This window comes from Streptomyces achromogenes subsp. achromogenes (assembly GCF_000720835.1).
Taxonomy (GTDB): domain Bacteria; phylum Actinomycetota; class Actinomycetes; order Streptomycetales; family Streptomycetaceae; genus Streptomyces; species Streptomyces achromogenes.
Genome location: NZ_JODT01000005.1, coordinates 61,050 through 83,927, shown reverse-complemented (window position 1 = coordinate 83,927; position 22,878 = coordinate 61,050). Strand labels below are relative to the sequence as shown.

At 71.3% G+C, this 22,878-nt stretch carries 23 protein-coding genes and 1 pseudogene; 9 read left to right on the top strand and 15 right to left on the bottom strand.

Annotated features, from left to right (window positions below; all coding sequences use genetic code 11):
• Positions 1-6: 6 nt before the first annotated feature.
• Positions 7-2,958 carry a beta-galactosidase gene (locus IH25_RS0106785; RefSeq protein ID WP_030604624.1) on the bottom strand — a complete coding sequence of 984 codons (2,952 nt, stop codon included), beginning with the start codon at positions 2,956-2,958 and terminating at the stop codon, positions 7-9.
• A gap of 75 nt (positions 2,959-3,033) precedes the next feature.
• Here IH25_RS0106785 and IH25_RS0106780 point away from each other — a divergent pair, with 75 nt between their 5' ends.
• Together IH25_RS0106780 and IH25_RS0106775 are read left to right on the top strand one after the other, a co-directional pair.
• On the top strand, positions 3,034-3,492 hold the full coding sequence (locus IH25_RS0106780) for an RrF2 family transcriptional regulator (protein ID WP_030604621.1): 459 nt from the start codon (positions 3,034-3,036) through the stop codon (positions 3,490-3,492).
• Positions 3,493-3,574: 82 nt separating this feature from the next.
• Complete coding sequence (locus IH25_RS0106775) at positions 3,575-3,790, top strand: hypothetical protein (protein ID WP_030604618.1); 216 nt, start codon at positions 3,575-3,577, stop codon at positions 3,788-3,790.
• Between the two features lie 58 nt (positions 3,791-3,848).
• Here IH25_RS0106775 and IH25_RS0106770 read toward each other — a convergent pair whose 3' ends face one another.
• Positions 3,849-4,595: an intradiol ring-cleavage dioxygenase gene (locus IH25_RS0106770; RefSeq protein WP_030604615.1), complete on the bottom strand. Its 747-nt coding sequence runs from the start codon at positions 4,593-4,595 to the stop codon at positions 3,849-3,851.
• A gap of 307 nt (positions 4,596-4,902) precedes the next feature.
• On the opposite strand from IH25_RS0106770, the gene IH25_RS0106765 reads away from it, so the two are divergent.
• Positions 4,903-5,367, top strand: a complete 465-nt coding sequence (locus IH25_RS0106765; RefSeq protein ID WP_245172716.1) for a DUF6624 domain-containing protein — start codon at positions 4,903-4,905, stop codon at positions 5,365-5,367.
• A gap of 40 nt (positions 5,368-5,407) precedes the next feature.
• On the opposite strand, the gene IH25_RS0106760 is transcribed toward IH25_RS0106765, so the two are convergent.
• Positions 5,408-5,875, bottom strand: coding sequence for a hypothetical protein (locus IH25_RS0106760; protein WP_051753808.1), 468 nt, complete (start codon positions 5,873-5,875; stop codon positions 5,408-5,410).
• Positions 5,876-6,179: 304 nt separating this feature from the next.
• Here IH25_RS0106760 and IH25_RS0106755 point away from each other — a divergent pair, with 304 nt between their 5' ends.
• A complete protein-coding gene (locus IH25_RS0106755) occupies positions 6,180-7,136 on the top strand; it encodes an arabinan endo-1,5-alpha-L-arabinosidase (protein ID WP_030604605.1) in 957 nt (318 codons plus the stop codon).
• A gap of 20 nt (positions 7,137-7,156) precedes the next feature.
• On the opposite strand, the gene IH25_RS0106750 is transcribed toward IH25_RS0106755, so the two are convergent.
• Positions 7,157-8,146 carry a helix-turn-helix transcriptional regulator gene (locus IH25_RS0106750; protein ID WP_030604601.1) on the bottom strand — a complete coding sequence of 330 codons (990 nt, stop codon included), beginning with the start codon at positions 8,144-8,146 and terminating at the stop codon, positions 7,157-7,159.
• 292 nt (positions 8,147-8,438) lie between these two features.
• Here IH25_RS0106750 and IH25_RS0106745 point away from each other — a divergent pair, with 292 nt between their 5' ends.
• A complete protein-coding gene (locus IH25_RS0106745; RefSeq protein ID WP_030604598.1) occupies positions 8,439-8,639 on the top strand; it encodes a hypothetical protein in 201 nt (66 codons plus the stop codon).
• Between the two features lie 4 nt (positions 8,640-8,643).
• Entirely contained in the window at positions 8,644-8,949 is a 306-nt protein-coding gene (locus IH25_RS38510) for a hypothetical protein (protein WP_051753807.1), read from the top strand.
• 21 nt (positions 8,950-8,970) lie between these two features.
• On the opposite strand, the gene cutA is transcribed toward IH25_RS38510, so the two are convergent.
• The 9 genes from cutA to IH25_RS0106695 all read right to left on the bottom strand — a co-directional run bounded on the left by cutA (position 8,971) and on the right by IH25_RS0106695 (position 19,337).
• Complete coding sequence (cutA, locus tag IH25_RS0106735; RefSeq protein WP_030604593.1) at positions 8,971-9,303, bottom strand: divalent-cation tolerance protein CutA; 333 nt, start codon at positions 9,301-9,303, stop codon at positions 8,971-8,973.
• Positions 9,282-10,736, bottom strand: coding sequence for a pyridoxal phosphate-dependent aminotransferase (locus tag IH25_RS0106730; protein ID WP_051753806.1), 1,455 nt, complete (start codon positions 10,734-10,736; stop codon positions 9,282-9,284). Before IH25_RS0106730 ends, cutA begins: the two co-directional genes overlap by 22 nt.
• A gap of 96 nt (positions 10,737-10,832) precedes the next feature.
• Complete coding sequence (locus IH25_RS0106725) at positions 10,833-11,981, bottom strand: aldose epimerase family protein (protein ID WP_030604589.1); 1,149 nt, start codon at positions 11,979-11,981, stop codon at positions 10,833-10,835.
• 25 nt (positions 11,982-12,006) lie between these two features.
• A complete protein-coding gene (mmsB, locus tag IH25_RS0106720) occupies positions 12,007-13,248 on the bottom strand; it encodes a multiple monosaccharide ABC transporter permease (RefSeq protein WP_030604584.1) in 1,242 nt (413 codons plus the stop codon).
• The gene (gene mmsA, locus IH25_RS0106715) at positions 13,245-14,795 is read right to left on the bottom strand and encodes a multiple monosaccharide ABC transporter ATP-binding protein (protein ID WP_030604581.1); all 1,551 of its coding nucleotides are present in this window, start codon (positions 14,793-14,795) and stop codon (positions 13,245-13,247) included. The genes mmsB and mmsA overlap by 4 nt, the downstream gene beginning before the upstream one ends.
• Positions 14,796-14,829: 34 nt before the next feature.
• Positions 14,830-15,939 (bottom strand): multiple monosaccharide ABC transporter substrate-binding protein, encoded by a 1,110-nt coding sequence (gene chvE, locus IH25_RS0106710; protein ID WP_030604576.1) that lies wholly within the window; start codon positions 15,937-15,939, stop codon positions 14,830-14,832.
• A 141-nt stretch (positions 15,940-16,080) separates the two neighbouring features.
• Positions 16,081-17,058, bottom strand: a complete 978-nt coding sequence (locus tag IH25_RS0106705) for a hypothetical protein (protein ID WP_030604573.1) — start codon at positions 17,056-17,058, stop codon at positions 16,081-16,083.
• 114 nt (positions 17,059-17,172) lie between these two features.
• On the bottom strand, positions 17,173-18,177 hold the full coding sequence (locus IH25_RS0106700) for a zinc-dependent alcohol dehydrogenase (protein WP_030604570.1): 1,005 nt from the start codon (positions 18,175-18,177) through the stop codon (positions 17,173-17,175).
• The gene (locus tag IH25_RS0106695; RefSeq protein ID WP_030604568.1) at positions 18,174-19,337 is read right to left on the bottom strand and encodes a mandelate racemase/muconate lactonizing enzyme family protein; all 1,164 of its coding nucleotides are present in this window, start codon (positions 19,335-19,337) and stop codon (positions 18,174-18,176) included. Before IH25_RS0106695 ends, IH25_RS0106700 begins: the two co-directional genes overlap by 4 nt.
• Before the next feature lie 199 nt (positions 19,338-19,536).
• Here IH25_RS0106695 and IH25_RS43280 point away from each other — a divergent pair.
• Both IH25_RS43280 and IH25_RS41125 read left to right on the top strand, forming a co-directional pair.
• Positions 19,537-19,596: pseudogene (locus tag IH25_RS43280) on the top strand (hypothetical protein); the annotation flags it as partial.
• Positions 19,597-19,884: 288 nt separating this feature from the next.
• On the top strand, positions 19,885-20,670 hold the full coding sequence (locus IH25_RS41125; protein WP_167346013.1) for a hypothetical protein: 786 nt from the start codon (positions 19,885-19,887) through the stop codon (positions 20,668-20,670).
• 94 nt (positions 20,671-20,764) lie between these two features.
• Here IH25_RS41125 and IH25_RS0106685 read toward each other — a convergent pair whose 3' ends face one another.
• Both IH25_RS0106685 and IH25_RS0106680 read right to left on the bottom strand, forming a co-directional pair.
• The gene (locus tag IH25_RS0106685) at positions 20,765-21,184 is read right to left on the bottom strand and encodes an organic hydroperoxide resistance protein (RefSeq protein ID WP_030604561.1); all 420 of its coding nucleotides are present in this window, start codon (positions 21,182-21,184) and stop codon (positions 20,765-20,767) included.
• A gap of 108 nt (positions 21,185-21,292) precedes the next feature.
• On the bottom strand, positions 21,293-22,327 hold the full coding sequence (locus IH25_RS0106680; protein WP_030604558.1) for an NADP-dependent oxidoreductase: 1,035 nt from the start codon (positions 22,325-22,327) through the stop codon (positions 21,293-21,295).
• Between the two features lie 91 nt (positions 22,328-22,418).
• Between IH25_RS0106680 and IH25_RS0106675 the strand changes: the two genes are divergently transcribed.
• Positions 22,419-22,856: a MarR family winged helix-turn-helix transcriptional regulator gene (locus IH25_RS0106675; protein ID WP_030604556.1), complete on the top strand. Its 438-nt coding sequence runs from the start codon at positions 22,419-22,421 to the stop codon at positions 22,854-22,856.
• Positions 22,857-22,878 lie beyond the last annotated feature (22 nt).

Sequence of the window (22,878 nt, the reverse complement as noted above, 5' to 3'; positions counted from 1 at the left end):
GCGTGATCAGACCGGTGTGACGGGGACTCCGCCGCGCGCGGCGCCGAGCAGCGTCAGCCGTACCGACCCGGGGCCCGACAGCGTGGTGAACTCCGACAGGACCGCCAGCGCGAGGGTGTTGGTGCCCCGGGTGCGCAAGATGCCGTTCGGCAGCACGAACGTGTGCTGGGGACCGACGTTGTTGATGTACTGGCCCAGGTTCCAGCCGTTGAGGAAGAGCTGGGCGCGGTAGGCGCGGTACGGGTCGTCGTCCAGGGTCAGTCCGATCGACGCGTCGACATCGGCCGGCACCGACAGCCGGAACGTGGTCCGGTACCAGGTGACGCCCTGGTACCGCTCCGCGCGCGGGAACTCCGCCTTCTCCCAGTCCCGGTCCCGGAAGCCGGGCAGGTGCCAGCCGTGCCGCTCGCCGTACAGGCCGCCGTTGTTCAGCGGCCCGCGCACCCGGTCGGCGGGGCCCTCGCCCTGGATGCGCCAGCGCACCTTCGGCGCGGCGCCCTTGAAGGTCACCGCGGTCAGGCCGCGGGCGACCTTGTGCGTGTCGAGCGCCTTGCCGTCCTGGTCGTGCTGCATCCGCCGGACCAGCACCGACAGCACGTGCCGGCCGGGGGAGCGCAGTGCTTCGCGCACCGGGAAGACGGCGGTGTCCGTCCAGCTTCCCTGCCGCACCGTGCTCTTGTCCGGCACGGGCATCCGGTGCGTGCCCAGCGGCTCGCCGTCCAGCCACGCCATCAGCAGGCCCTGGGTGCCGGTGCTGTAGGCGAGCGAGACCTCCTCGATGCCGGTGCCGCCGGTGAAGGTGCCCCGGTACCAGACGTCGCCGTAGTGGAAGCCGTAGTCGTCGGCGAACAGCACCGGCTGCCCCTCGGGGACGGCCGTGGTGGAGAACGACGAGGTCTTGTCGGCCTTCTTCCACGACGAGTCGTCGAAGCTTGGTCCCGCCTCCGGGTTCTCCCGCCGCATCCGCCAGCCGCCCAGCCGCGGCAGCCGCACCTCGGGCACCCCCGGCAGCGGCCCCTTGGTCATCAGGGAGCCCGACAGCGTGACCCGGGTGGTCACCCGGCGCCCGTTCCAGACCAGGGTGTCGATCCCGCGCGGCCCCCACACCTCCAGCCCCGCGGACTCCTTCAGATCCCCGGTGAGGCGGACCTCGGAGCCGCGTACCTCGGCGTGGCGCAGCAGTGCCGGGCCGTACACCAGGAGGGTCCCGGACGGGGTGTCGTACGGGAACAGCCGGACGGCGGTGGCGTCGTCGGCGAAGAGCAGCAGCAGCGGGGTGCCGCTGTCGCCCTTCTGCACCAGCATCCGGGTCAGCCCCTCCTCGCCGAGGGGCGCGTTGACGTGCAGCTCGCCCCGGTCGTAGGCCCAGCCGCCCTCCGGGTCCAGCCGCTGCACGGACGGCTCGGCGCGGGACTCCAGGACCAGTTCGGCCATCTGGCCGCGGGGCCCGGTGAACACGGCGATGTCCTGCCGGCCCGTCGTCAGGCACAGCATGGGCGAGGCGGTGGAGTACTTCAGCCTGCGCCGGCCCAGCCGGAGCCCGGTGGTCAGCAGCCTGGCGTCCTTGCCGGGCACGGTGACGCGCAGCTTCCCGGCGTCGGTCGGCAGGTCGGTGGTGACCGCCTCCGCGCCGTCGTTGCGGGCGATGTACACCTGCGCGCCGGTGTCCTGGTTGGCGAGGTGGTAGACCTTCAGCCCCTCGGCCTTCACGTCCGGCGCCCGGTCCAGCTTGGCGAAGTCGGGCACGCGTTGCAGCAGGTGCCCGAGCTGGTGCATCGGGGCGATCTTGCCGGTGACGTTGCGGGCCTCGTCGATGGCGGCGCCGTAGTCGTACGACGTGTAGACGACCGGTGCGGGCAGCCAGCCCCACGAGGTCCCGCCGAACGTCATGTACACGTTGTGCAGGGTGAGGCCGTTGGCGAGGTTGGTCAGGTAGAAACGGCGCTCGTAGGCCGCGTCCCGGGTGCGCCGCGACTCGGCGTACCCCTTGCCGTCGAACTCGGCCCCGCCCCACGGGTCGAACCAGCCGCCGCCGAACTCGGGCACGAACCCGGGCGTGGCCGGTGAGGCGGTGGCCCCGCCCTTCGGTCCGCCGGGTCCGAAGTGCCCCCAGTCCGGCGGGGTCTTGAACGGCGAGGGATAGCCGTCGAAGCCGTACAGCCAGCCGCCCTTCTCCCCGCCGGTGTCGAAGGAGCCGGGCACCCAGTAGCCGTTCCTGCCCTTGTCGTTGTGGAACAGCGGGACGTCGATCCCGTCGGCCCGGACCTTCTTGTACAGGTGCGACATGTACGCCCGGCCGGTGGCGTCGGCCGGGTGGGCGTCGTACTCGTTCTCGATCTGGTACAGCAGGATGGTGCCGGTGCCCCGGGTGAACAGGTGCCGGCGGGCGATCCGGTTCACCTGGGTCAGCCACGCGTCCACGTGCGCCAGATACGTGGGGTCGTCGGTGCGGGCCGTGCCCTTGGTCGCGGTCAGCCAGCCCGGGAAGCCGCCGCCGTCGACCTCGGCGTTGATGTACGGGCCCGGCCGCAGGATGACGTACAGCCCCGTCTCCGCCGCCATGCGCAGGAACAGGTCCAGGTCCCGCACGCCGGAGAAGTCGTACCGTCCGGGCGCGGGGGAGTGGTAGTTCCAGGCCACGTAGACGCTGACGGCGTTGTAGCCGTGCGCCCGCATCTTCTGCAGCACGTCCCGCCACAGCGAGGGGCTCGGCAGCCGGAAGGGGTGCAGCTCGCCGGACCACACCACCAGCCGCCGCCCGTCCACGAGCAGCGAGTAGCGGTCGTAGCCGATGGTGTGCCGCGCGCCGTCGGCCCGCGGCGGGGCCGGCGCCGGACCGGTCGGCGCGCTGCCGCCCGCGTACGCGGAGGGCGCCCCGGGGCCGCCGCTGCCGCCGAGGGCGAGCCCGAGCGCGGCGGAGCCGGCCAGGGCACTGAAGGAACGTCTGCTGAGCGCCAAGGTGGGTCCTCCCGGGCGGTCCTAGGGGGCGCGGGTCCGGCCATTCTCCATGGCGGGACGCCCCACAATGGATCCATGAGGATCTCGGCACGGGCGGATTACGCGGTACGGGCGGTACTGGAGCTGGCCGTACGGCAGGGTAACGGCCCGGTGAAAGCAGAGGAAATCGCCGCCGCGCAGGACATCCCGCACAAGTTCCTGGAGGGCATTCTCGGCGACCTCAGGCGGGCCGGGATCGTGGACAGCCGGCGTGGCGGGGGCGGCGGTTACCGGCTGGCGCGGGTGGCGCCGTCGATCACCGTGGCCGACGTCATCCGGGCGGTGGACGGCCCGATCGTGTCGGTCCGCGGCGAACGTCCGACGGGCCTCGCCTACACGGGCACGGCCCGGCCGCTGCTGCCGCTGTGGATCGCGCTGCGCGCCAACGTCCGGCGTGTCCTGGAGGGCGTGACCCTGGCCGACCTCGCGGCGGACGCCCTGCCGGAGCCGGTCCGGGCGCTGGCGGCGGAACCGGCGGCGTGGGAGAACCCGTGAGGGACGGTTTCGGCCGGGCGGGACTCGGCCGACCGGGGGACCGGCGCGTTTCCCCCCGCCCGTGCCGTTCGTTAGGGCGGACATGATCAAGAAGCTCACCTGTGCCTCCGCCCTGGCCACCGCGCTGCTGGCCACCGCCGCCCCCGCCGCCGGGGCCGCCGAAGCCGTCCGCTCACCCGTCCCCGCCGCCGGCGCCCCCGGCGTCGCCCTCCTGTCGAGCCTCCTCGGCTCCCTGGAGACGGGCAACCCGGTCACCTCCCTGAACACCCTGCTGCCGACGGGCGTCCTGGGCCGCTGAACGCGTGCTCCCGGCCGGGGCGGGAGGAGGCGGGCGCCCCTCCCGCCCCGGCCGGCCGTCAGCCCGCCACTCCGAGCGTGAGCGTGCCGGTGTAGCCGGACGAGGCGGAGCCGCCGAGGGCGGTGAGGGTGAGCAGGCCGGAGACGGCGCCCCTGTCGTCGTAGACGGAGTCCTGCGCGAGGGTGGTGCGCGAGACCGTGTTGGTGGAGTACGGCGAGACCTTGGCGACGGCCGCCGTGACCGTCTCGGCGAAGAAGAGCTGGCCGGTGTGCACGGTCGAGCCGCCGGTGAAGTGGCCGTCCGCTGTCACGGTGACGCCGGTGTGCACCTTGACGTGGATGTGCACGCACCGCCCCCGGTACCACCCCGGGTAGATGGTCGTGAACCTGGCGACCCCGCCGGAGTCCGTGGGGACGCCGCCGCGCAGGAAGGTGCGGTCGTCGGGCTCGTGGTGCCCGTTGTTGCCGACGTAGCCGGAGTACTCGCCGAGCGCGTCGGCGTGCCACAGCTCCACGAGGGCGCCGGGGAGCGGGGCACAGGCGGCGTCGACGACGGTCAGGGCGAGCTTCAGGGGGACGCCGGGCTTGCCCTCGGTGATGTCGGCGCGGACGAGCGCGCCGTCGAGGTAGTAGGGGCCTTGGGTCATCTCGGTGGTGAGCGTGCAGACCGCTGCGGCGGTGTTCCGCGTGCCGTCCGCGCCCTTCGGCGGAGCCGCGGCTCCCACGGACAACGCGGCGGCGGCACCGCCGGCGGCGGCGAGCACGGTACGGCGCCCGATCTTCCGGGCATCAGAGGTGTCTGTCATGGACACGGCACCGTAGGGACGCTTCCTGTCGGCCGGCTGTCAGTTCGGCAAAGCGGGAAGCCGTCAAGCGGGTGGTCCGGCCGACCTGGCGGAGTGCCGTCATTTCCCCGGTCCCGGGCGAACGGGCAATGCGCCCCGGGGATGGATCCATTATCCCGGTGCGGCGAGGCGCCTGTCACCGTTCTCCGGAATGATCTTTACATCCGATATGCGCCTCTAGGCTTGCGGACGGCCCCACAGCACGTCTTATACCTGGGAGTTGAGAGTGGCGCACGACGTGGCCGCACTGGCGGCGGAGCTCACGGACATGGCTGCGGCCGATCACCGCCTGGCGGCCCGGGCGAACAGTGACGACCCCGCCGAGCAGCTGGCCTGGCGGCGACTGACCGCCCGGCACGGTGACCGGCTGGGCGAGATCATGGACGAGTACGGCTGGCCGACCGCGGACCTGGTCGGCGAGGAGGCCGCACGCGCGGCCTGGCTGATCGCGCAGCACGCCGACCGGCAACTGGACGTCCAGCGCCGCGCCCTCCAACTGATGCGGCAGGCGGTGTCGGCAGGCTCGGCCCGCCCACGCGAACTGGCCTTCCTGCACGACCGCACGCTGGTCAACGAGGGCCGCAAGCAGATCTACGGCACCCAGATCGCCGGCGTGAAGAACGGCGCACCGGTTCCCTGGCCCTGCGAAGACCCCGAGCGCGTGGACGAACTCCGCGCGGAAGCCGGCATCGAGCCCTTCGGCGAGTACGTGGCCCGCTTCTCCCCGGCCTGACACCCCTGGCCACCGAACCACCGGACAGGCCCCGAGCTGGTCATTCAACGTCGCGGGCCGGCTCCGACGCGGTGCCGGACTCGATCGTCGGCCAGCTTCCCAGCACGGACACGAGCCGGTTCCGGAGCGCCGGGTCCTGTGCCTCGGCGGCAAGGCGGTAGGCGATGGGTCCGATCTGCCAACCGGCGTGATGGTCGAAGTGCGGATGCGGTCCGGCGGCATTGTGTGCGAGCTTGCCGACCAGCTCGGCGAGCCCGAAAAGCAGTTGTTCCGCGGGCCGTTCCGCGCTGTCCAGGCTCCTCAGGCGGACACGTTCGAACAAGTCCCGGCCACGACTCCACTGGGTTCGGTCGGCCGCCATCTCCAGGGCTGCCTCGATCTCGGGAGTCCTGCCCAGGCTCAGCGAAGCCGCCTCAAGAACGCGCCCCGCCCATGCCACCGGGTGCTGCTGCCGCTCGAACAGGGAGCGCCCCCATTGGCGGATGTCGTTCGCTGCGCCGCTGCTCATCGCACGATCATCACGGTTCGAAATCCGCACGCACAACCGGCTCTCCGGCCGACGCACCGAAACCGCAGGCCGAACCGACATAGCGGCCGCGAAGTCCGGTCTTTCCAAGCAGGTCACTGCAACCGAGAGGGGAGCCGGGAGTTGGGTGGGGCCGGGCAGGGCGTGCGGTGAAGGGCGGAGCCGGTGTCATCCCGGTGAGTTCGTGTGAGAACCGTTGACTCGTTAACCATTCGCTTCTACGGTCCCGTCCGAACCGGCGATCGCTGTTCGGTATCACGAACACGCCAGGAAGAGGGAGCCCGCAATGAAGCGCACCGCACTCCTCGCCATCCCCGCCGCCCTGCTGCTCGCGCTCGTGCCGGGCACCGCCTCCGCGTACCCCAACCCCGGCACGGTGACCGGCAGCACCGTCGTGCACGACCCGACGATGATCCGTACCTCCGGCGGCCGTTACCTGCTCTACGCCACCGGCGGCGGCCTGGGCTACCGGACCTCCACCGACCGGATCTCCTTCACCGCGGGCGCCGACGCCTTCACCGCCAAGCCGGCCTGGTGGTCGTCGTACGCCACCGAGGCCTGGGCGCCGGACATCTCGTACGCCGGCGGGAAGTACCTGATGTACTACGCCGTCTCCGAGTTCGGCGAGAACACCTCGGCGATCGGCCTGGCCGGCTCCGGCACCGGACTGCCCGGCTCCTGGACCGACTACGGCGTCGTCTACACCTCCACCGCCGCCAGCGACTACAACGCCATCGACCCCAACCTCTTCGTGGACGACGACGGCAAGTGGTGGCTGTCCTTCGGCAGTTGGTGGACCGGCATCAAGATGATCCGTATCGACCCCGCGACCGGGAAGCAGTACGCGGGCGACACCAAGCGCTACTCCCTCGCCGCCCGGCCCACCGGCAGCAAGGCGGTCGAGGCGCCGTACATCGTCAAGCGCAACGGCTACTACTACCTCTTCGCGTCCTACGACGTCTGCTGCCAGGGCACCAGCTCGACGTACAAGGTGAAGGTCGGCCGGGCGACCTCGGTCACCGGGCCGTACTACGACAAGAACGGCGTGGCGATGACGAACAACGGCGGCACCCCGGTCCTGGAGTCCCACGGCAACGTCATCGGACCCGGCGGGCAGTCCATCACGCACGACAGCGACGGCGACCTGATCGTCTACCACTACTACGACGGCAACGCGAACGGCACCCCGAAGCTCGGCATCAACCTGCTGAACTGGTCGTCGGGCTGGCCGGTGGCCTACTGAGCCGCACAGCCGGCCGCACCTCACAGCCAGCCGCGCTGCGCCGCCTTCAGGCCCGCCTCGAAGCGGCTGGAGGCGTGCAGACGCTCCATCAGGGCGGCCATCTGGCGCCGTACCGTCCGCAGGGAGACCCCCAGGCGCTTGCCCGCGGCCTCGTCCGTCATCCCCGAGGCGAGCAGCTTGAGCAGCTCCCGCTCCGCCGTGGTGACCTCCTCCTCGCCCGCCGGTCTTCGCCGGTCCGCGCCGAGCGGCACCGCCGACTCCCAGGTCTGGTCGAACAGGGCCAGCAGTGACGCCACGATGCCGGGCGCGCTGGTGCACAGCGCGCCCAGGCGGGTGTTGGCCGGGTCGATGGGCACGACCGCGGTGCGCCGGTCGAAGATCAGCATGCGCGGCGGCAGCACCGGGCTGGTGCGCACCTGTCCGCCCTGCTCGCTGAGCCAGCGGGCGTAGGCGAACGTGGCCGGGTCGTTGCGGGCGCTGTCCTGGTACACGGTCAGCAGCTGCACCCCCCGGGACAGCGCCTGTTCGTCCAGCGGCCGGGAGGCGTCCAGGCTGGCCTGCGACTGGGCACCGCCCGGCTCGATGGCCCGGCACTCCTCCCGCAGGTCCTTCGCCAGGCACTCCAGGCGCCGCTGGATGGCGTCCAGGCCGACGAGCCGTTCGGCGCCGTCCTCCCGGGTGTTGGGGCGCAGTGTGGCGAACTCGGCCACCGTACGGGCCACGGCCTCCCGGCTGCGGGCCAGTTCTTCCTGGCGGCGCACCAGCTCCGCCTCCTGCCGGCGCACGATGATCTCCAGCCCCACGTCGGGGCTGACCGCGCGCAGCATGCCGGGCGCGTCCCGGGACGGCTGGAGCAGCTCCAGGTCCACGAGCCGGTCCAGGCACTCGCGCACCTCGGTCCCGGTGAGCGCCAGCCGCGCCGCCAACTCGGCCACGCCGTCGTCCTCGTGGATCAGCAGAGCCCGGTAGACGGACTCCAAGGACCGATCCAGCCCCAGTGCCTCCAGCACGCGACAACCCCCCGGAAGTGCGTAAATCCCCAAGTACGGACGCCTCAGTGGCGCGATTTGATCATCCTACGGACGCGTTTTCGCCACGCAACCCACGCGGTACGGCCACATGTCCCTGGCACCTTGGTGCCAGCCACCTTGGTGCCGGGCGACGACGCTTCCGTGCCGGTGGCGCGGCCCGCAGGATGGTGTCCACCGAGAGGGACACGGGCCGGACGGCCGGACCGGATCCCCTCGCCGCAGCACCTGTTCCCAGCCATCGCGCAGCCATCGCCGTCCAGGGGGATCCGCCATGTTCCGCACCGCTCGCCGTCTGATCGCCACCGGCGCCGCCGCCCTCGTCCTGTCCGCCACCGCCGTCACCGGCGCCGGGATCGTCATCGGCTGGGACAGCGAGTCCGCCGGCACGCCGCTGGCCGGGGTCATCGGCTGGGACACCGAGCCGGCGCACACGACGCTCGCCACGGGCGCGGGCGTCATCGGCTGGGACTGAGCCCGTGCGGATCGTCAGCGTCACCCTCCGGGCGCACGACGACGGCTCGCCCCGGCCCACGGGTATCGAGCCGCTCCTGCACGATCTGCTGTGGGCGCACGCGGTGCCCGCCGCCGGACTGGAACACGTCAGGGTCCGCCCGGTCCGGGCCGGCCTGGAGGCGGTGTTCTTCGTCCGCGCCGCGTCCGACGCCGAGGCCGTCACCGGCGTACGGCATCTGCTCGCCCGGGTACGCGAACCGGTCGCCGCCCACGGTTACGCGGTGCTCCTGCCCCGCCCGGCGCACCTGCGCGCCGACTTCGGCACCTGAGATACCTTTCCCGCCCGGGGTCTACTCGGCAGGCCTGGTCTCCTCCTCCAGCCATGCCAGGTACGCCCCGCTGCCCGCCACGATCGGGGTCGCGATGATCTCGGGGGTGTCGTAGTCGTGTGCCCCCTTGATGTAGGTCTCCAGGTCCTCGTAGCGCGCCGTGGTGGTCTTGAACAGGATCTGCCACTCCCGCTCGGTCCGTGTCGCCCCCGCCCAGCGGTACACGCTGGTGACGGGGGCACTGATCTGTGCGCACGCGGCGACCCGGGCCTCCACCGCGCCGGCGGCGAGGGCCTTCGCCTTCTCCTCGCTGTCCGTGGTCGTCAGTACGGTCAGGTGCCGGTGCTCTGCCATGGCCGGTCTTCCTTCCGGGGGCGGGTCTCTACCGGACGGACGGTACCGCGCACCTGGGCCGCGGTGAGCCCGCCCCGCGCCGGAACCCCGGCCGGGGTGGGCGCCCAGGGTGCGACCGGCACCGGGGGCGCGGCCGGCATCGGAGGGACGGCGGCGGGGAGCGGGACGCCCGTGCCGACGGCCGGGGCGGGGACGGGCGCGGGTACAGCGGGTACAGCGGGTACAGCGGGTACAGCGGGGCGCGGGACCGCCCCGTCGGACCCGGCCCCGGCCCCGGTCAGCCGGAGCCCCGCCCCGCTCGTCTCCCCGATCAGGCGGTCCACCGTCGCCGTGCCCGAGCTGTAGCCGGGGCCGCCCGCGGGAACGGAGTCGTAGAGCACCTGCTCCAGAGCCGGCACCAGGCGGCGTACGTCGGCCTGGGGGCGTACCGCGAGGCGCAGGAAGCGGCTGGAGGAGCCGATCTTGTCGCCGCAGTCGCGGACCAGGATGCGGTGCCCGGTGAGCAGCCGGTCCCGGACGAGGGTGCCCTCCGCGCCGACCGGCAGACGGACGAAGAGGAAGTTGGCCTGGGAGGGGTAGACGGTGAGGCCGGGGAGGGCGGACAGACGGGTGGCCATGTCGCCGCGGTCCGCGCGGAGTCGGTCCAGGCCGCGCGCGTACTCGGGTCCGTGGTCGCCCAGCATGGACACCACGTGCTCCGCGAGGGGATCGAGGTTCCGCCTCGGCAGCGTCGAGCGGATCCTGCCCGCCAGCGCGGGGTTGGCGACCAGGTAGCCGAGACGGACACCGGGCAGGCCGAGGTTCTCGCCGAGGCCGCGCAGGACGATCACGTTGGGGCGGAGCACGGCCTCCCGGGCGACGCCCGGCTCGGGCCCCGCGTCGGCGAAGTCCAGGTACGACTCGTCCACGACCACCAGGTCCAGGTCCGCCATGGCGTCCAGGAACCGCAATAGCCGCTCGCGCCGCGGAAGGCCGCCGTCGGGGTTGTTGGGGGTGCAGACCACGACCGCCCGGCTGCCCCGGGCGCGCAGGAAGCCGGCGTACCGGTCGAGGTCGAGGGCGAAGCCGTCCGCCTCCTGGAGCGGGAACATGTCGACCCGCCTGCCGGTCTCTATCGGCCGGCCGGTCCAGCGGCCGGACGTCGGTACCGGGACCGCCAGGGAGTCCCGGATCAGCAAGTGGCCCATCCAGGCGATCAGTTCGGCCGGGCCGTTGCCCAGTACCACGCACTGCGGCGGGAGTCCGAGCAGGGCGCACAGCCGGGCGGTGACGGTGTCGGTGTCGCTCGGGCGGGACGTGACGATCTCGCGCAGCCGGGCCGACAGTTCGTCCAGCATCCCGGGCGTCGGGAAGTACGGGTTGCCCGGGACGCGGAAGTCCACCGGGCCGGCTCCGGTGCCGTCCCGGAACAGCGAGGTGACGTTGCCGGCCAAAAGAGAACCTCCGTATCCGAGCGCGGCCCGTGCGGACCGATCCTGGATACGGAGGTGTCGGCGGGTGCGTTCAACTCACCTGCCCGAGAAGAGTGTTCACGCGCCGAAGCGGTGGATCGTCGTCGTCCGGTACGTCCGGCCGGGGCGCAGTACCGTCGACGGGAACGCCGGCTGGTTCGGCGAGTCCGGGAAGTGCTGCGTCTCCAGGCACAGGGCGTCGCCCTGCCGGTAGGTGCGGCCGGAGGTGCCGGTGAGCGTGCCGTCGAGGAAGTTGCCGGAGTAGAACTGGAGCCCCGGCTGGTCGGTGGCGATCTTCAGGGTGCGGCCGGAGCGCGGGTCGCGCAGGGTCGCGATGTGCTCGGGCCGTGCCGTGATCCCCTTGTCCAGCACCCAGTTGTGGTCGTACCCCTTGGCCAGCACGAGCTGCTCGTGGCCCGCCCGCAGGTCCCGGCCGATGGGCTTGGCGTGCCGGAAGTCGAACGGGGTGCCCGCGACCCTGGCCAGCTCCCCGGTGGGGATCAGGCCGGCGTCGGTCGGGGTGTAGCGGGCGGCGGCGATGGACAGCTCGTGGTCCTCGATGCCGCCGCTGCCCTCGCCGGCCAGGTTCCAGTAGACGTGACTGGTGAGGTTGACGACGGTGGCCTTGTCGGTGGTGGCCTCGTAGTCGATGCGCCAGTCCCCGTGCCGGGTGAGGGTGTACGTCACCCGCGCACGCAGGGTGCCCGGGTAGCCCATCTCGCCGTCGGCGCTGGTGTAGCGCAGCCGCAGGCCGACGTCCGTGCCCTCGGTGAACGGCTCGACGTCCCACACGCGCTTGTCGAAGCCCTTGGCGCCGCCGTGCAGGCTGTTGTCGCCGTCGTTCACGTCGAGCTGGTACTGCTTGCCGTCCAGCGTGAACCGGCCCGCGTAGATGCGGTTGCCGTAGCGGCCGATCAGCGCGCCGAAGTACGGGCTCTTGGCCGCGTAGTCGGCGAGGTTGTCGAAACCGGCGACCACGTTGGCGTACCGGCCGTGCCGGTCGGGGAGTTGCAGGGTCTGGACGACACCGCCGTAGGAGAGCACCTTCATCCGGGTGCCGCCGTTCTCCAGCGACCAGCGGTGGACCTCGGTGCCGTCGGCGAGCGTGCCGAAGTGTTCCTTCACCGGCTTCCTTCCCGGGGCCGCGTGGGCCGTGCCGCCGAGCGTGGTGGCGGCCAGGCCCGCCGCGGCTGCTCCCGCGATGACCGTGCGTCTGTTGAGTTCCATGGGTGCGGCTCTCGCTTTCTGGTGCTTACGAACCGGACTTGCGCTTGTTCCACACGTCGAACCCGACCGCCACCAGCAGGGCGAGTCCCTTGATGACCTGCTGCCAGTCGGTGCCGACGCTCAGGAGGTTCATGCCGTTGTTCAGCACGCCGAGGACCAGGCCGCCGATGATGGCGCCGAGGACGGTGCCGACACCGCCGCTCATGGACGCGCCGCCGATGAACGAGGAGGCGATGGCCTCCAGCTCGAAGTTGACGCCCGCCTTCGGCGAGGCCGCGTTCAGCCGGGCGGCGACCACGAGACCCGCCAGGGCGGCGAGCACGCCCATGTTCAGGAAGACGTAGAAGGTGACCTTCTTGTCCTTCACGCCGGACAGCTTGGCCGCCGGCAGGTTGCCGCCGATGGCGTAGATGTGCCGGCCGAAGATCGCGTTGCGCATGATGTAGCCGTAGCCGACGACCAGCACGCCGAGGACGATCAGCACGATCGGGGTGCCCTTGTAGCTGGCGAGCAGCAGGGTGACGACGAGGATCGCGGCCACCAGCGCGGTCAGCTTGAGCAGGAACAGCCGGGTCGGCAGGACGTCCAGGGAGAACTCCTGCTGGCGGCGGCGGTCCCGGAACTCCTGCCACACCACGGCCGCGATCAGCACCAGCCCGAGCAGCAGGGTGAGGTTGTGGTAGTTGGTGTTCGGGCCGACCTCGGGCAGGAAGCCGTTGCCGAGCTTCTGCAGGCCGTCGGGGAACGGGCCGAGGGTCTGGCCCTTGAGCAGGATCTCGGTCAGACCGCGGAAGAGGAGCATCCCGGCGAGGGTGACGATGAAGGACGGTATGCCGAGATAGGCGATCAGATAGCCCTGGATCGAACCCGCGACGGCGCCCATCACCAGGCACAGCACCAGCGCGACGGGCCAGGACACCCCGTGCTGCACGGTCAGTACGGCCGCGAAGGCGCCGGTGAACGCGGTGAGCGAGCCGACCGACAGGTCGATGTGCCCGGCGATGATCACCAGCATCATGCCGATCGCGAGGATCAGGATGTAGCTGTTCTGGAGAACCAGGTTGGACACGTTGCGCGGCAGCAGCAGGTCCCCGTCGGTCCAGATCGCGAAGAGGACGACGATCAACCCGAGCGCGATCAGCATGCCGTACTGGCGCATGTTGCGGCGCAGTCCGGCCAGCATCACGCCGAGCAGTCCGTCGGCGGCCGGTCCGCTCCTGCCCGGCGGCGCGGGGGCCGGGCTCTTGGCGGTCACATCCGTGCTCATCGGGTTACCTCTTTGTCCTTCGTCATATGGCGCATCAGCACTTCCTGCGTGGCCTCGGCCCGCGGCACCTCACCGGTCAGCCGTCCGGCGGCCATCGTGTAGATGCGGTCGCACATGCCGAGCAGCTCGGGCAGCTCGGAGGAGATGAAGACGACCGCCTTGCCCTGGGCGGCGAGCTGGTCGATGACCGTGTAGATCTCGTACTTCGCGCCCACGTCGATGCCGCGGGTCGGTTCGTCGAGGATCAGCACGTCGGGACCGGCGAAGATCCACTTGCTGAGGACGACCTTCTGCTGGTTGCCGCCGGAGAGCTTGCCCACCGGCTCGAACACGGTGGGCGCCTTGATGTTCATGGACTTCCGGAAGCCCTCGGCGACCTGCCGTTCCTCGTGCTCGTCCACCACGCCCCGCTGGGCGACCTTGTCCAGCGCGGTCAGCGAGATGTTGCGGTTGATGGTGTCGATGAGGTTCAGGCCGTAGTGCTTGCGGTCCTCGGTGACGTACGCGATGCCGTGCCCGATCGCCTCCGGCACGGTCTTGGTACGGATCTCCGTGCCGTCCTTCAGGACGGTGCCGCCCGCGTACCGGCCGTAGGCCCGCCCGAAGACGCTCATCGCGAGTTCGGTGCGGCCCGCGCCCATCAGGCCCGCGATGCCGACGATCTCTCCGCGCCGCACGGTCAGCGACACGTCGTCCACGACCTTGCGCTGCTGGTCGACCGGGTGGAACACGGTCCAGCCGCGGATCTCCAGCGCCGGTGCGACGCCCTGCTCCGGCCGGTGCGGGGTGCGCTCGGGGAAGCGGTGGTCGAGGTCGCGGCCGACCATGCCGGCGATGATCCGCTCCTCGGTGGTCTCCGGCGCCTTCACATCGAGGGTCTCGATGGACCGGCCGTCCCGGATGATCGTCACCGAGTCGGCGACCTTGCGGATCTCGTTGAGCTTGTGGGAGATGATGATCGAGGTGATGCCCTGGTTCTTCAGCTCCAGGATCAGATCGAGGAGCTTGTCGCTGTCCTCGTCGTTCAGGGCCGCCGTCGGCTCGTCCAGGATCAGCAGCTTCACCTGCTTGGACAGCGCCTTGGCGATCTCCACCAGTTGCTGCTTGCCCACGCCGATGTCGGCGACCCGGGTCTCCGGGTGCTCGTCCAGGCCGACCCGGCGCAGCAGTTCGGTGGCGTGCCGCAGGGTCTCTCGCCAGTTGATGAGGCCGCGCGTGGCGTGCTCGTTGCCGAGGAAGAGGTTCTCCGCGATGGACAGGTGCGGCACCAGCGCCAGCTCCTGGTGGATGATGACGATGCCGTGCTGCTCGCTCGCCCGGATGTCGCGGAACTGACAGACCTCCCCGTCGAAGAGGATGTCCCCCTCGTACGTGCCGTGCGGATGGACGCCGGAGAGCACCTTCATCAGGGTGGACTTGCCGGCGCCGTTCTCCCCGCAGATGGCGTGGACCTCGCCCCGCCGGACGGTCAGGGTGACGTCCGACAGCGCCTTGACACCGGGAAAGGTCTTGACGATCGAGCGCATTTCCAGGACGGGTCCCGCCATGGTCGTGCCTTTCACTCCGTAGGAAAAGGGCGGGTCACTTCAGCTGCGACTCGGTGTAGTAACCGCCGTCGACCAGCACCTTCTGGTAGTTGGACTTGTCGACGCTGACCGGCTGCAGCAGGTAGGCCGGCACGACCTTGGCGCCGTTGTCGTACGTCTTGGTGTCGTTGACCTCGGGCTTCTTGCCCTTCAGGGACTCGTCCAGCATCGTGGCGGCGACCTCGGCGAGCTTGCGCAGGTCCTTGTAGACGGTCTGCGTCTGCTGCCCGGAGATGATCGACTTCACCGAGGCCAGCTCGGCGTCCTGGCCGGTGATGACCGGCAGCGGCTTGCTGCCCGAGCCGTAGCCGTCCGACTTCAGCGCGGACAGGATGCCGATGGAGATGCCGTCGTACGGCGAGAGGACCGCGTCGACCCGGCCGCTCTTGTACGACGAGGTGAGGATGTCCTCCATGCGCTTCTGCGCGGTGGTGCCGTCCCAGCGCAGGGTGACGACCTGGTTGAGCCGGGTCTGCCCGGACTTGACGACCAGTTGCTTCTTGTCGATGTACGGCTGGAGCACCTTCATCGCCCCGCCGAAGAAGTACTTCGTGTTGTTGTCGTCGTTGGAGCCCGCGAACAGCTCGATGTTGAACGGGCCCTTCGCGCCCTTGTCCAGCCCGAGCTTGTCGACGATGTACGTGCCCTGGAGCGTGCCGACCTTCTCGTTGTCGAACGAGGCGTAGTAGTCGACGTTCTTGGTGCCGAGGATCAGCCGGTCGTAGGAGATGACCGGGATGTGCGCGTCCGCGGCCTGCTGGAGCACGCTGTTCAGCGACTTGTTGTCGATCGCCGCGATGATCAGGCCCTTCACGCCCTGCGTGATGAGGTTCTCGATCTGCGAGACCTGGGTCTCCGGGTCGTCCTCGCCGTAGACCAGCTTGGTCTTGTAGCCCTTGGCCTGGAGGTCCTTGACGACGTTGTTGCCGTCGTTGATCCAGCGCTCGGAGGACTTGGTCGGCATGGCGATGCCGATGGTGGCGCCCTTGGCGTCACCCGACTTCTCCTTGCTGCCGCCTTCGCTGTTCTGGCCGCAGGCGGTCAGGGTGAGCGCGAGCGAGGCGGCTGAGGCTATGACGGCTAGGGCGCTTCTGCGAGTGCGCATGGTGTTCGTCCCTGTTCTTCTCTTCGCTGAGATGTCTGTCGAGATCGGTCGAAGCGCCCCGAAGGGGCGCGGGGCTGTGTCCGGTATGCGGCTCCGCCGCGCGGGCGCGACCGGCCACACACGGCCCGCAGCCCCGATCGGTCATTCGGTGGCACCCTCGGCGGGGAACCGGTTCAAGGAACCCGGCAGCCGGGAGCCGAGCGGCGCCATGTCGCCGTCCGCGCCGTGCCGGGCGAGCAGATCCAGGGCGAGCCGGCCGCGCCGCACCCGCTCCCGGGCGGTGTCCAGGGTGACGTCCCGCAGGTGGCGGCCCCACGGGTAGATGCCGGGCGCCTTGGACAGGCCGAACTTCAGGTACAGCGGGGCGCCGCGCCGGATCAGCTCGGCGACCTCGTACATCCGGACGTAGCCGCCGAGGTCGTCCGGGGCCTCGATGTACATGTCCATCGGGGCGCCGGACACCCGCCGGATCTCGGTGAGGTGGTCCAGCGTCAGATCGCTGGGCACGTTGACGGAGTCGGCGCCGAGCCGCTCGTACACGGCGTACGAGGCGGGGTTGACCGGACCGATGAGCGCGGACACCTTCAGCGTGGTGTCGGCCGGGATGATGCCGGCGGTGCGGGCCCGGTGCAGGGTCCACAGCACGCCCTCGTCGGCGACGAGCAGGCACTTGACGCCCAGCTCGGTGGCCCGGACGGCGTCCTCCACGCAGCCGGCGACCGCGTCGTGGCCCCGGGCGCGCAGTCCGGCCCCGCGGGAGTCGGACCGTACCGAGCCGCCGGTGTCCCAGGTGCCGCGCGGGCCGGTGAACAGGCACAGTTCGATGTCGCGTTCGGCGGTGGCCTCGACCATCTCGGTGATCTCGGCGTCGGTGAGCATCCACACACCGCTGCCCTGGCTGATCCGGTGGATCGGCACATCCAGGCGGGAGGCCTCCTTGAGCACGACCGCCAGCGCCTCGGGACCCTCGCACGAGGGGATCTCGGTGCGCCAGCGGCCGCCGCCCGGGAAGGTGTGGACGGAGGCGTCGGCGGGGTCGAGGGCGGGCGCGCCCAGACCGAGAGCGGCGAGCACCTGCTCGCCGGGCCTGCGGGCTGCCGGGGCGGAAGCGTCGGTCACAAGCTGTCCTTCGTGTTCGGTATTTCGGACAAGGGTCGCGGCTCTGGGTAGCGGGAGAAGCGTGGGTGTACACCGGCCGGGGCGTGGTCAGGACACCCCCCGGCCGGCGTACGGTCAGGGGCGGAGCAGCACCTTGCCCACGGCGGGGTCGCCGGCCCCCACCAGCTCGATGGCCCGCGGGAAGTCGGTCAGCGGCACCTCGTGCGTGACCAGCGGCAGCGGGTCCAGCAGTCCGGCGCCGAACACCCGCACCGTGTGCGCCCAGGCGTCCGGCGGCGCCCCGAAGACGGTGTGCACCTCCAGCTGCCGTACGACGAGATCGGTCGGGTCGAGCCCGTCCGCGCCCGGCGCCGGGATCCCGGTGAGGACCAGGCGCCCGCCGCGCCGCAGCAGCGCGGCGGCGGTCCGCGCGGCGGAGGCGGACCCGGCGGTCTCGATCACCACGTCGAAGTCGGCGGGCAGCTCCTGGCCGCGGAGCCGGAAGTCGCTCGCCCCGAACCGCCGGGCCAGCGCCTCCCGGTCGTCGCGGGTGCCCACGACCAGCAGCTCGGCCGGCGAGCCGGCCGCGAGGAACTGCACGGCGAACATCCCGAGGGTGCCGGTGCCGACCACCGCGACCCGCTCGCCCGGCCGGGCGTTCGCCTTCAGCGCGGCGGCGGCGATGCAGGCGGCCGGCTCCAGCAGCGCGGCGGCGGTGAGGTCGGCGTCGTCCGGCAGTACGTGCAGCAGCCGGGCGGGCAGGGTGAGGGTGGCCGCCATGGCACCGGGCCGGGTGAACCCGGTCTCCTCGTACCCGGCGGTGCACAGCGTGGTCTCGCCCGCGTGGCAGCGGTCGCACACCTGGCAGTTGCGGAAGCCCTCGCCGACCACCTTGCGGCCGGTCAGCGAGCCGGGCACCCCGGCCCCGACCGCGGTGACCGTCCCCGACCACTCGTGCCCGGGGACCAGCGGGTAACGGACGTACCCCTCGGGCCGGTTGCCCTGGTACACCTCGCGGTCACTGCCGCAGATGCCGACCGCGTGCACGGCCACCAGCGCCTCGCCGGGGCCCGGTTCGCGCGGTGTGTGGTCCTCGACCCGGTGCACGCCCGGGGCCTCGACCAGGACCTGTGAACTCACTGGGTGTCCTTCGGATTGCGCTTCTCCCAGCCCTCGGCCCACAGGTCGAAGTGGGCCCGCTGCTGCGGGAACTCGGCCGCCGCGTCGACGTCCAGCTCGACGCCGAGGCCGGGCGCGTCGGAGAGGTGGAAGCAGCCGTCCTCCGGGTTCACCTGCGGCGCGCCCTTGACCACCTTCTTGATCTCCGCGTCCGCGAAGTCGTTGAAGTGCTCCAGGATCTTGAAGTTCGGGGAGGTGAAGCCGACCTGGAGGGAGGCGGCGGTGAGCACGGAGCCGCCGACGTTGTGCGGGGCGACGAGCATGTAGTGGGTCTCGGCGGTGGCGGCGAGCTTGCGGGTCTCCCAGATGCCGCCGATGTGGCCGACGTCGGGCTGGATGATGTCCACGGCCTGGCTGTCGAACAGCTCGCGGAACTCGATGCGGTCGTGGATGCGCTCGCCGGTGGCCACCGGGATGTCGACCTTGGCGGCGACCTTCTCCAGCGCCTTCAGGTTCTCCGGCGGCACCGGCTCCTCCAGCCAGGCCGGCTTGAACGGCGCCATCTCCTTGGCCAGCCGGACCGCGGTGGCGGGGGAGAAGCGGCCGTGCATCTCCAGCATCAGCTCCGCGTCCGGGCCGATGGCGTCCCGTACGGCCTCGATGAGCGAGACGGCGTACAGGGTCTCCTGGTGGTCCAGCTCGAAGTGGCCGGTGCCGAACGGGTCGATCTTCAGCGCCTTGTAACCGCGCTCCATGACCCCCTGGGCGGCCTTGTGGTACGCCTCCGGGGTCCGCTCGGTCGTGTACCAGCCGTTGGCGTACGCCTTGACCTTGTCGGTGACCTTTCCGCCGAGCAGCTGCCACACCGGCACGCCCAGCGCCTTGCCCTTGATGTCCCAGCACGCCATCTCGACCACCGCGATGCCGGACATCACGATCTCGCCGGCCCGGCCGTAGTCGCCGTACTTCATTCGGCGCACCAGGTCCTCGACGGCGAACGGGTCCGAGCCGAGGATGTGGTTGACCTCGGCCTCCCGCAGATAGCCGATCAGCGCGTCCGTATGCCCGAGCATCCGGGTCTCGCCGACTCCCGTGACCCCCTCGTCGGTGTGCACCTGGACATAGGTCAGGTTGCGCCACGGCGTGCCGACCACGTGTGTGCTGATTCCGGTGATGCGCACGGCAGTTGCCCCTCAGCTGTTCGGTATTTCGTCGCACGTTCGAAATGCTGGCGTGACAGTAAGGACGGGGCGGCGGGAGTGTCAATGGGTCGAACAGGTAACGGTTTCGGCACGGCTTTCGGGATTGTTTCGCTCCCGCACCGAACCTTCACAGTCACGCCTGGAACCCGGACCGCGCGGACTCTAGTCTTCCCGCGTCATGGACTATTGCCACCCCTGCCGACGCCACCTGAACGGCGCCCTGGCGTGCCCCGGCTGCGGCACGGCCGTCGCCGGCGACGGCTACGACGCCGCGTACGCTGCCGCGGAGGCGTCGTGGGACGCCTGGGGCGGACCGGCGCGTGGGGCCGGGGACGACGGGGATGTCTACGGACTCGCCGCGAGCGGCCTGCCGAACCGGGCGTCCGCCATGGCCGGTCCGGGGCCCGCCGGGAACGGTCAGGGGAGCGCGGGGAGCGGTCTCGGGGGTGCGGGGAGTGGTTGGCGTCCCGGCGGGGACGGTCTCGCGCCCGCCGGGATCCCGTACGCCCCGCCCGGTACCGTCCGCGTGCCCGAGCAACGCGGCCCGGGTTCCGCCGGGCCGGGCCGGGAGCCGGCCGGGGACGGTGGTGAACCGGGCGGTGAGGACTGGGAGTTGGCCGACGAGGGTCACGTGCCCGGCGGTGACGGCAACGCCTCGGCCGGTGACGGGTACGCCGATGAAGAGCGCACCGCTGAGGATTCCGTCGGAGGGCGGGCCGGTGTCCGTGCCCGGCGGACCCAGCAGGCCCGGCGGGAGCGCAAGGCGGCCGGGCACCGGCGCCGTCGGCGCCGGGTCCTCATGGTCGCCGCCGGGTTCGTGCTCGCGGCCGGCGGGCTGAGTCTCGCGGAGCTCGGTACGGACGCGCCCTTCTCGCCCTTCGCCGACGATCCTTCGGCCACGGCCGGGGAGACCGAGGCGGAGGAGGATTCCGGTTCCGGCGCTCCGGACCGTACGGCGGGACCGGCCGACGTCTCCTCTGCCGCCGTCCCGGGCGCCGCCTCCGGCTCCCCGGACGCCTCGGCCCCGGGTTCCGCCTCCCCCTCGCCGTCCGTGGGGGACACGGGCGACCGGGACGACACGGACGGCAAGGATTCCGCTTCCGCCTCGCCGGGGGAGTCCGGCGAGGCGGGGCGGTCGGCCACCACGGGTGCCACCGACTCCGGCACACCGGCGACGACGTCGGCCGCCCCGGCTCCCAGCGGGCCCGCCACCACCGCCCCCACCCCGAACCCGACGACCTCCGCTCCCGCCCCCGCCCCCACGCACACGCCCGAAAAGACCTGCGACCGCTTCCTGTGGTGGTGCAGCTGAGCGGCGCGCACACCGCACCGGAGCCGGCGCGCACACGACGGCAGCCGCATCCCACGTCCAAGGACGCGGCTGCCGTCGTGGCCAACGACGAGGGTCAGGCCAGCGTCACGGTGATGTCGCCCCGCGTCGCCTTCGAGTAGGGGCACACCTGGTGCGCCTTCTCGACCAGGCTCTTCGCGGTCGCGGCGTCGACGTTCGGGATGTTCGCGGAGATCTCCACGATGATCCCGAACCCGTCGTCGTTCTTGCCGATGCCGACCTTGGCGGTGACCGTCGACCCGGAGATGTCGGCGCCCTCCTGCCGGGCGACGACGCCCAGCGCCCCCTGGAAGCAGGCGCTGTACCCCGCGGCGAACAGCTGCTCGGGGTTGGTGCCGGCGCCGCTGCCGCCCATCTCCTTGGGCGGGTTGACGACCACGTCGAGCTGGCCGTCGTCGGTGGCGACCCGGCCGTCGCGGCCGTTCTCGGCGGTGGCGACGGCGGTGTACAGGACGTCGGACTGGGTGATGGGCATGCGGGTGTCTTCCTCCTCGGTCCACGGCGACTCGCGCCCACGATCGCCACAGTATTTCGGAAAGAAGTTACCGCATCGCGAAAAAACCGGGAAGGTCGGAGCCTGGGCTCAGAGCTTGACGACCATCTTGCCGATGTTGTCGCCGCGCAGGACCCCGAGGAACGCCTCCAGGGTGTTCTCGATGCCCTCGACCACCGTCTCGCGGTACTTCAGCGCGCCCGAGGCCACCCACGGGCCGACCTCCTGGACGAACTGCGGCTGGAGGTCGTAGTGGTCGCCGACCAGGAAGCCCTCGATCCGGCCGCGGGTCTGGATCAGCCGGGCCAGGTTCCTCGGGCCGGGCGCGGGCTCGGTGTTGTTGTAGACCGAGATCATGCCGCAGACCGCGATCCGGCCGCCCTGGTTGAGCGAGCCGACGGCCGCCTCCAGGTGGTCCCCGCCGACGTTGTCGAAGTAGACGTCGATGCCGTCGGGCGCCGCCTCGCGCAGCTGCTCGGCGACCGGGCCCTTCTTGTAGTTGAACGCGGCGTCGAAGCCGTACTCGTCCACCAGCAGCTTGACCTTCTCGTCGGACCCGGCCGAGCCGATGACCCGGGAGGCGCCCTTGAGCTTGGCGATCTGGCCCACCTGGCTGCCCACGGCGCCGGCCGCGCCGGACACGAACACGCTGTCGCCCTCCTTGAAGGAGGCGGTGCGCAGCAGACCGGCGTAGGCGGTCAGGCCGGTCATGCCGAGGACGCCGAGGTACGCCGACAGCGGGACGTCCGGGGTGCCGGCGTCGACCTTGACGGCGGGTACGGCCGTCGGGCCCACCTTGACGGCGTTCTTCGCGTCCACGACGGCGTACTCGCGCCAGCCGAAGAAGTGCAGGACGTGGTCGCCGGCCTCGATGCCCTCGGCGTGGGACTCGACCACCTCGCCGACCGCGCCGCCCTGCATGACCTTGCCCAGCTCGAAGGGGGCGACGTACGACTTGGCGGCACTCATCCGGCCGCGCATGTACGGGTCGACGGAGAGGTACTTGTTCCGCACCAGCACCTGGCCCTCGCCCGGGGTCGGGACGGGTGACTCGACGAACGCGAAGTCCTCGGGCTTCGGCCAGCCGACGGGACGGCTGAGGAGGTGCCACTCGCGGTTGATCATGAGAGAGCCTTTCAGGGTGATGCTTCAGTACCTGAAACAACCATGCGCCTGAATATTTCAGGATGTCAAGTAACCGGGTATCCTGGTGGGCATGTCCACCCCATCGAACGCCCGCCGTCCCGACCCCCTCACCCTGGAGGTCCTCGAGCTGATCGGTGAGGTCGTGTCCCGCTTCTACGCGGACTATGAGGAGGCGGCGGGCGAGCACACCCTGACCGGCCCGCAGGCCCGGCTGCTCAGCCTGCTCTCGCTGGAGCCGCTGCCGATGCGCAAGCTGGCCCAGAAGCTGAAGTGCGAGCCGTCGAACGTGACCGGGATCGTGGACCGGCTGGAGTCCCGAGGGCTGGTGGAGCGCCGCCCCGACCCGGCCGACCGCCGGGTGAAGGTGGCCGCCGCCACCGAGCAGGGCCGCGAGGTGGCCCGGGACCTGCGCGAGGGCCTGCAATTCGCCCGCGAACCCCTCGCGGGCCTGTCCGAACAGGAACGCCGCTCCCTGCGCGACCTGCTGCGCCGCATGCTCGGCGGCTGACCTCCGGACGATCCCGCGGAGC

Bases quoted from the DNA above. Each gene is read 5' to 3' on its own strand.
- IH25_RS0106780 (WP_030604621.1), top strand. From the start codon at position 3,034: ATGAGGATCTCGGCACGGGCGGATTACGCGGTACGGGCGGTACTGGAG.
- IH25_RS0106775 (WP_030604618.1), top strand. From the start codon at position 3,575: ATGATCAAGAAGCTCACCTGTGCCTCCGCCCTGGCCACCGCGCTGCTG.
- IH25_RS0106770 (WP_030604615.1), bottom strand. From the start codon at position 4,595: ATGACAGACACCTCTGATGCCCGGAAGATCGGGCGCCGTACCGTGCTC.
- IH25_RS0106765 (WP_245172716.1), top strand. From the start codon at position 4,903: ATGGCTGCGGCCGATCACCGCCTGGCGGCCCGGGCGAACAGTGACGAC.
- IH25_RS0106760 (WP_051753808.1), bottom strand. From the start codon at position 5,875: ATGAGCAGCGGCGCAGCGAACGACATCCGCCAATGGGGGCGCTCCCTG.
- IH25_RS0106755 (WP_030604605.1), top strand. From the start codon at position 6,180: ATGAAGCGCACCGCACTCCTCGCCATCCCCGCCGCCCTGCTGCTCGCG.
- IH25_RS0106745 (WP_030604598.1), top strand. From the start codon at position 8,439: ATGTTCCGCACCGCTCGCCGTCTGATCGCCACCGGCGCCGCCGCCCTC.
- cutA (WP_030604593.1), bottom strand. From the start codon at position 9,303: ATGGCAGAGCACCGGCACCTGACCGTACTGACGACCACGGACAGCGAG.
- IH25_RS0106725 (WP_030604589.1), bottom strand. From the start codon at position 11,981: ATGGAACTCAACAGACGCACGGTCATCGCGGGAGCAGCCGCGGCGGGC.
- mmsB (WP_030604584.1), bottom strand. From the start codon at position 13,248: ATGAGCACGGATGTGACCGCCAAGAGCCCGGCCCCCGCGCCGCCGGGC.
- mmsA (WP_030604581.1), bottom strand. From the start codon at position 14,795: ATGGCGGGACCCGTCCTGGAAATGCGCTCGATCGTCAAGACCTTTCCC.
- chvE (WP_030604576.1), bottom strand. From the start codon at position 15,939: ATGCGCACTCGCAGAAGCGCCCTAGCCGTCATAGCCTCAGCCGCCTCG.
- IH25_RS0106685 (WP_030604561.1), bottom strand. From the start codon at position 21,184: ATGCCCATCACCCAGTCCGACGTCCTGTACACCGCCGTCGCCACCGCC.
- IH25_RS0106680 (WP_030604558.1), bottom strand. From the start codon at position 22,327: ATGATCAACCGCGAGTGGCACCTCCTCAGCCGTCCCGTCGGCTGGCCG.
- IH25_RS0106675 (WP_030604556.1), top strand. From the start codon at position 22,419: ATGTCCACCCCATCGAACGCCCGCCGTCCCGACCCCCTCACCCTGGAG.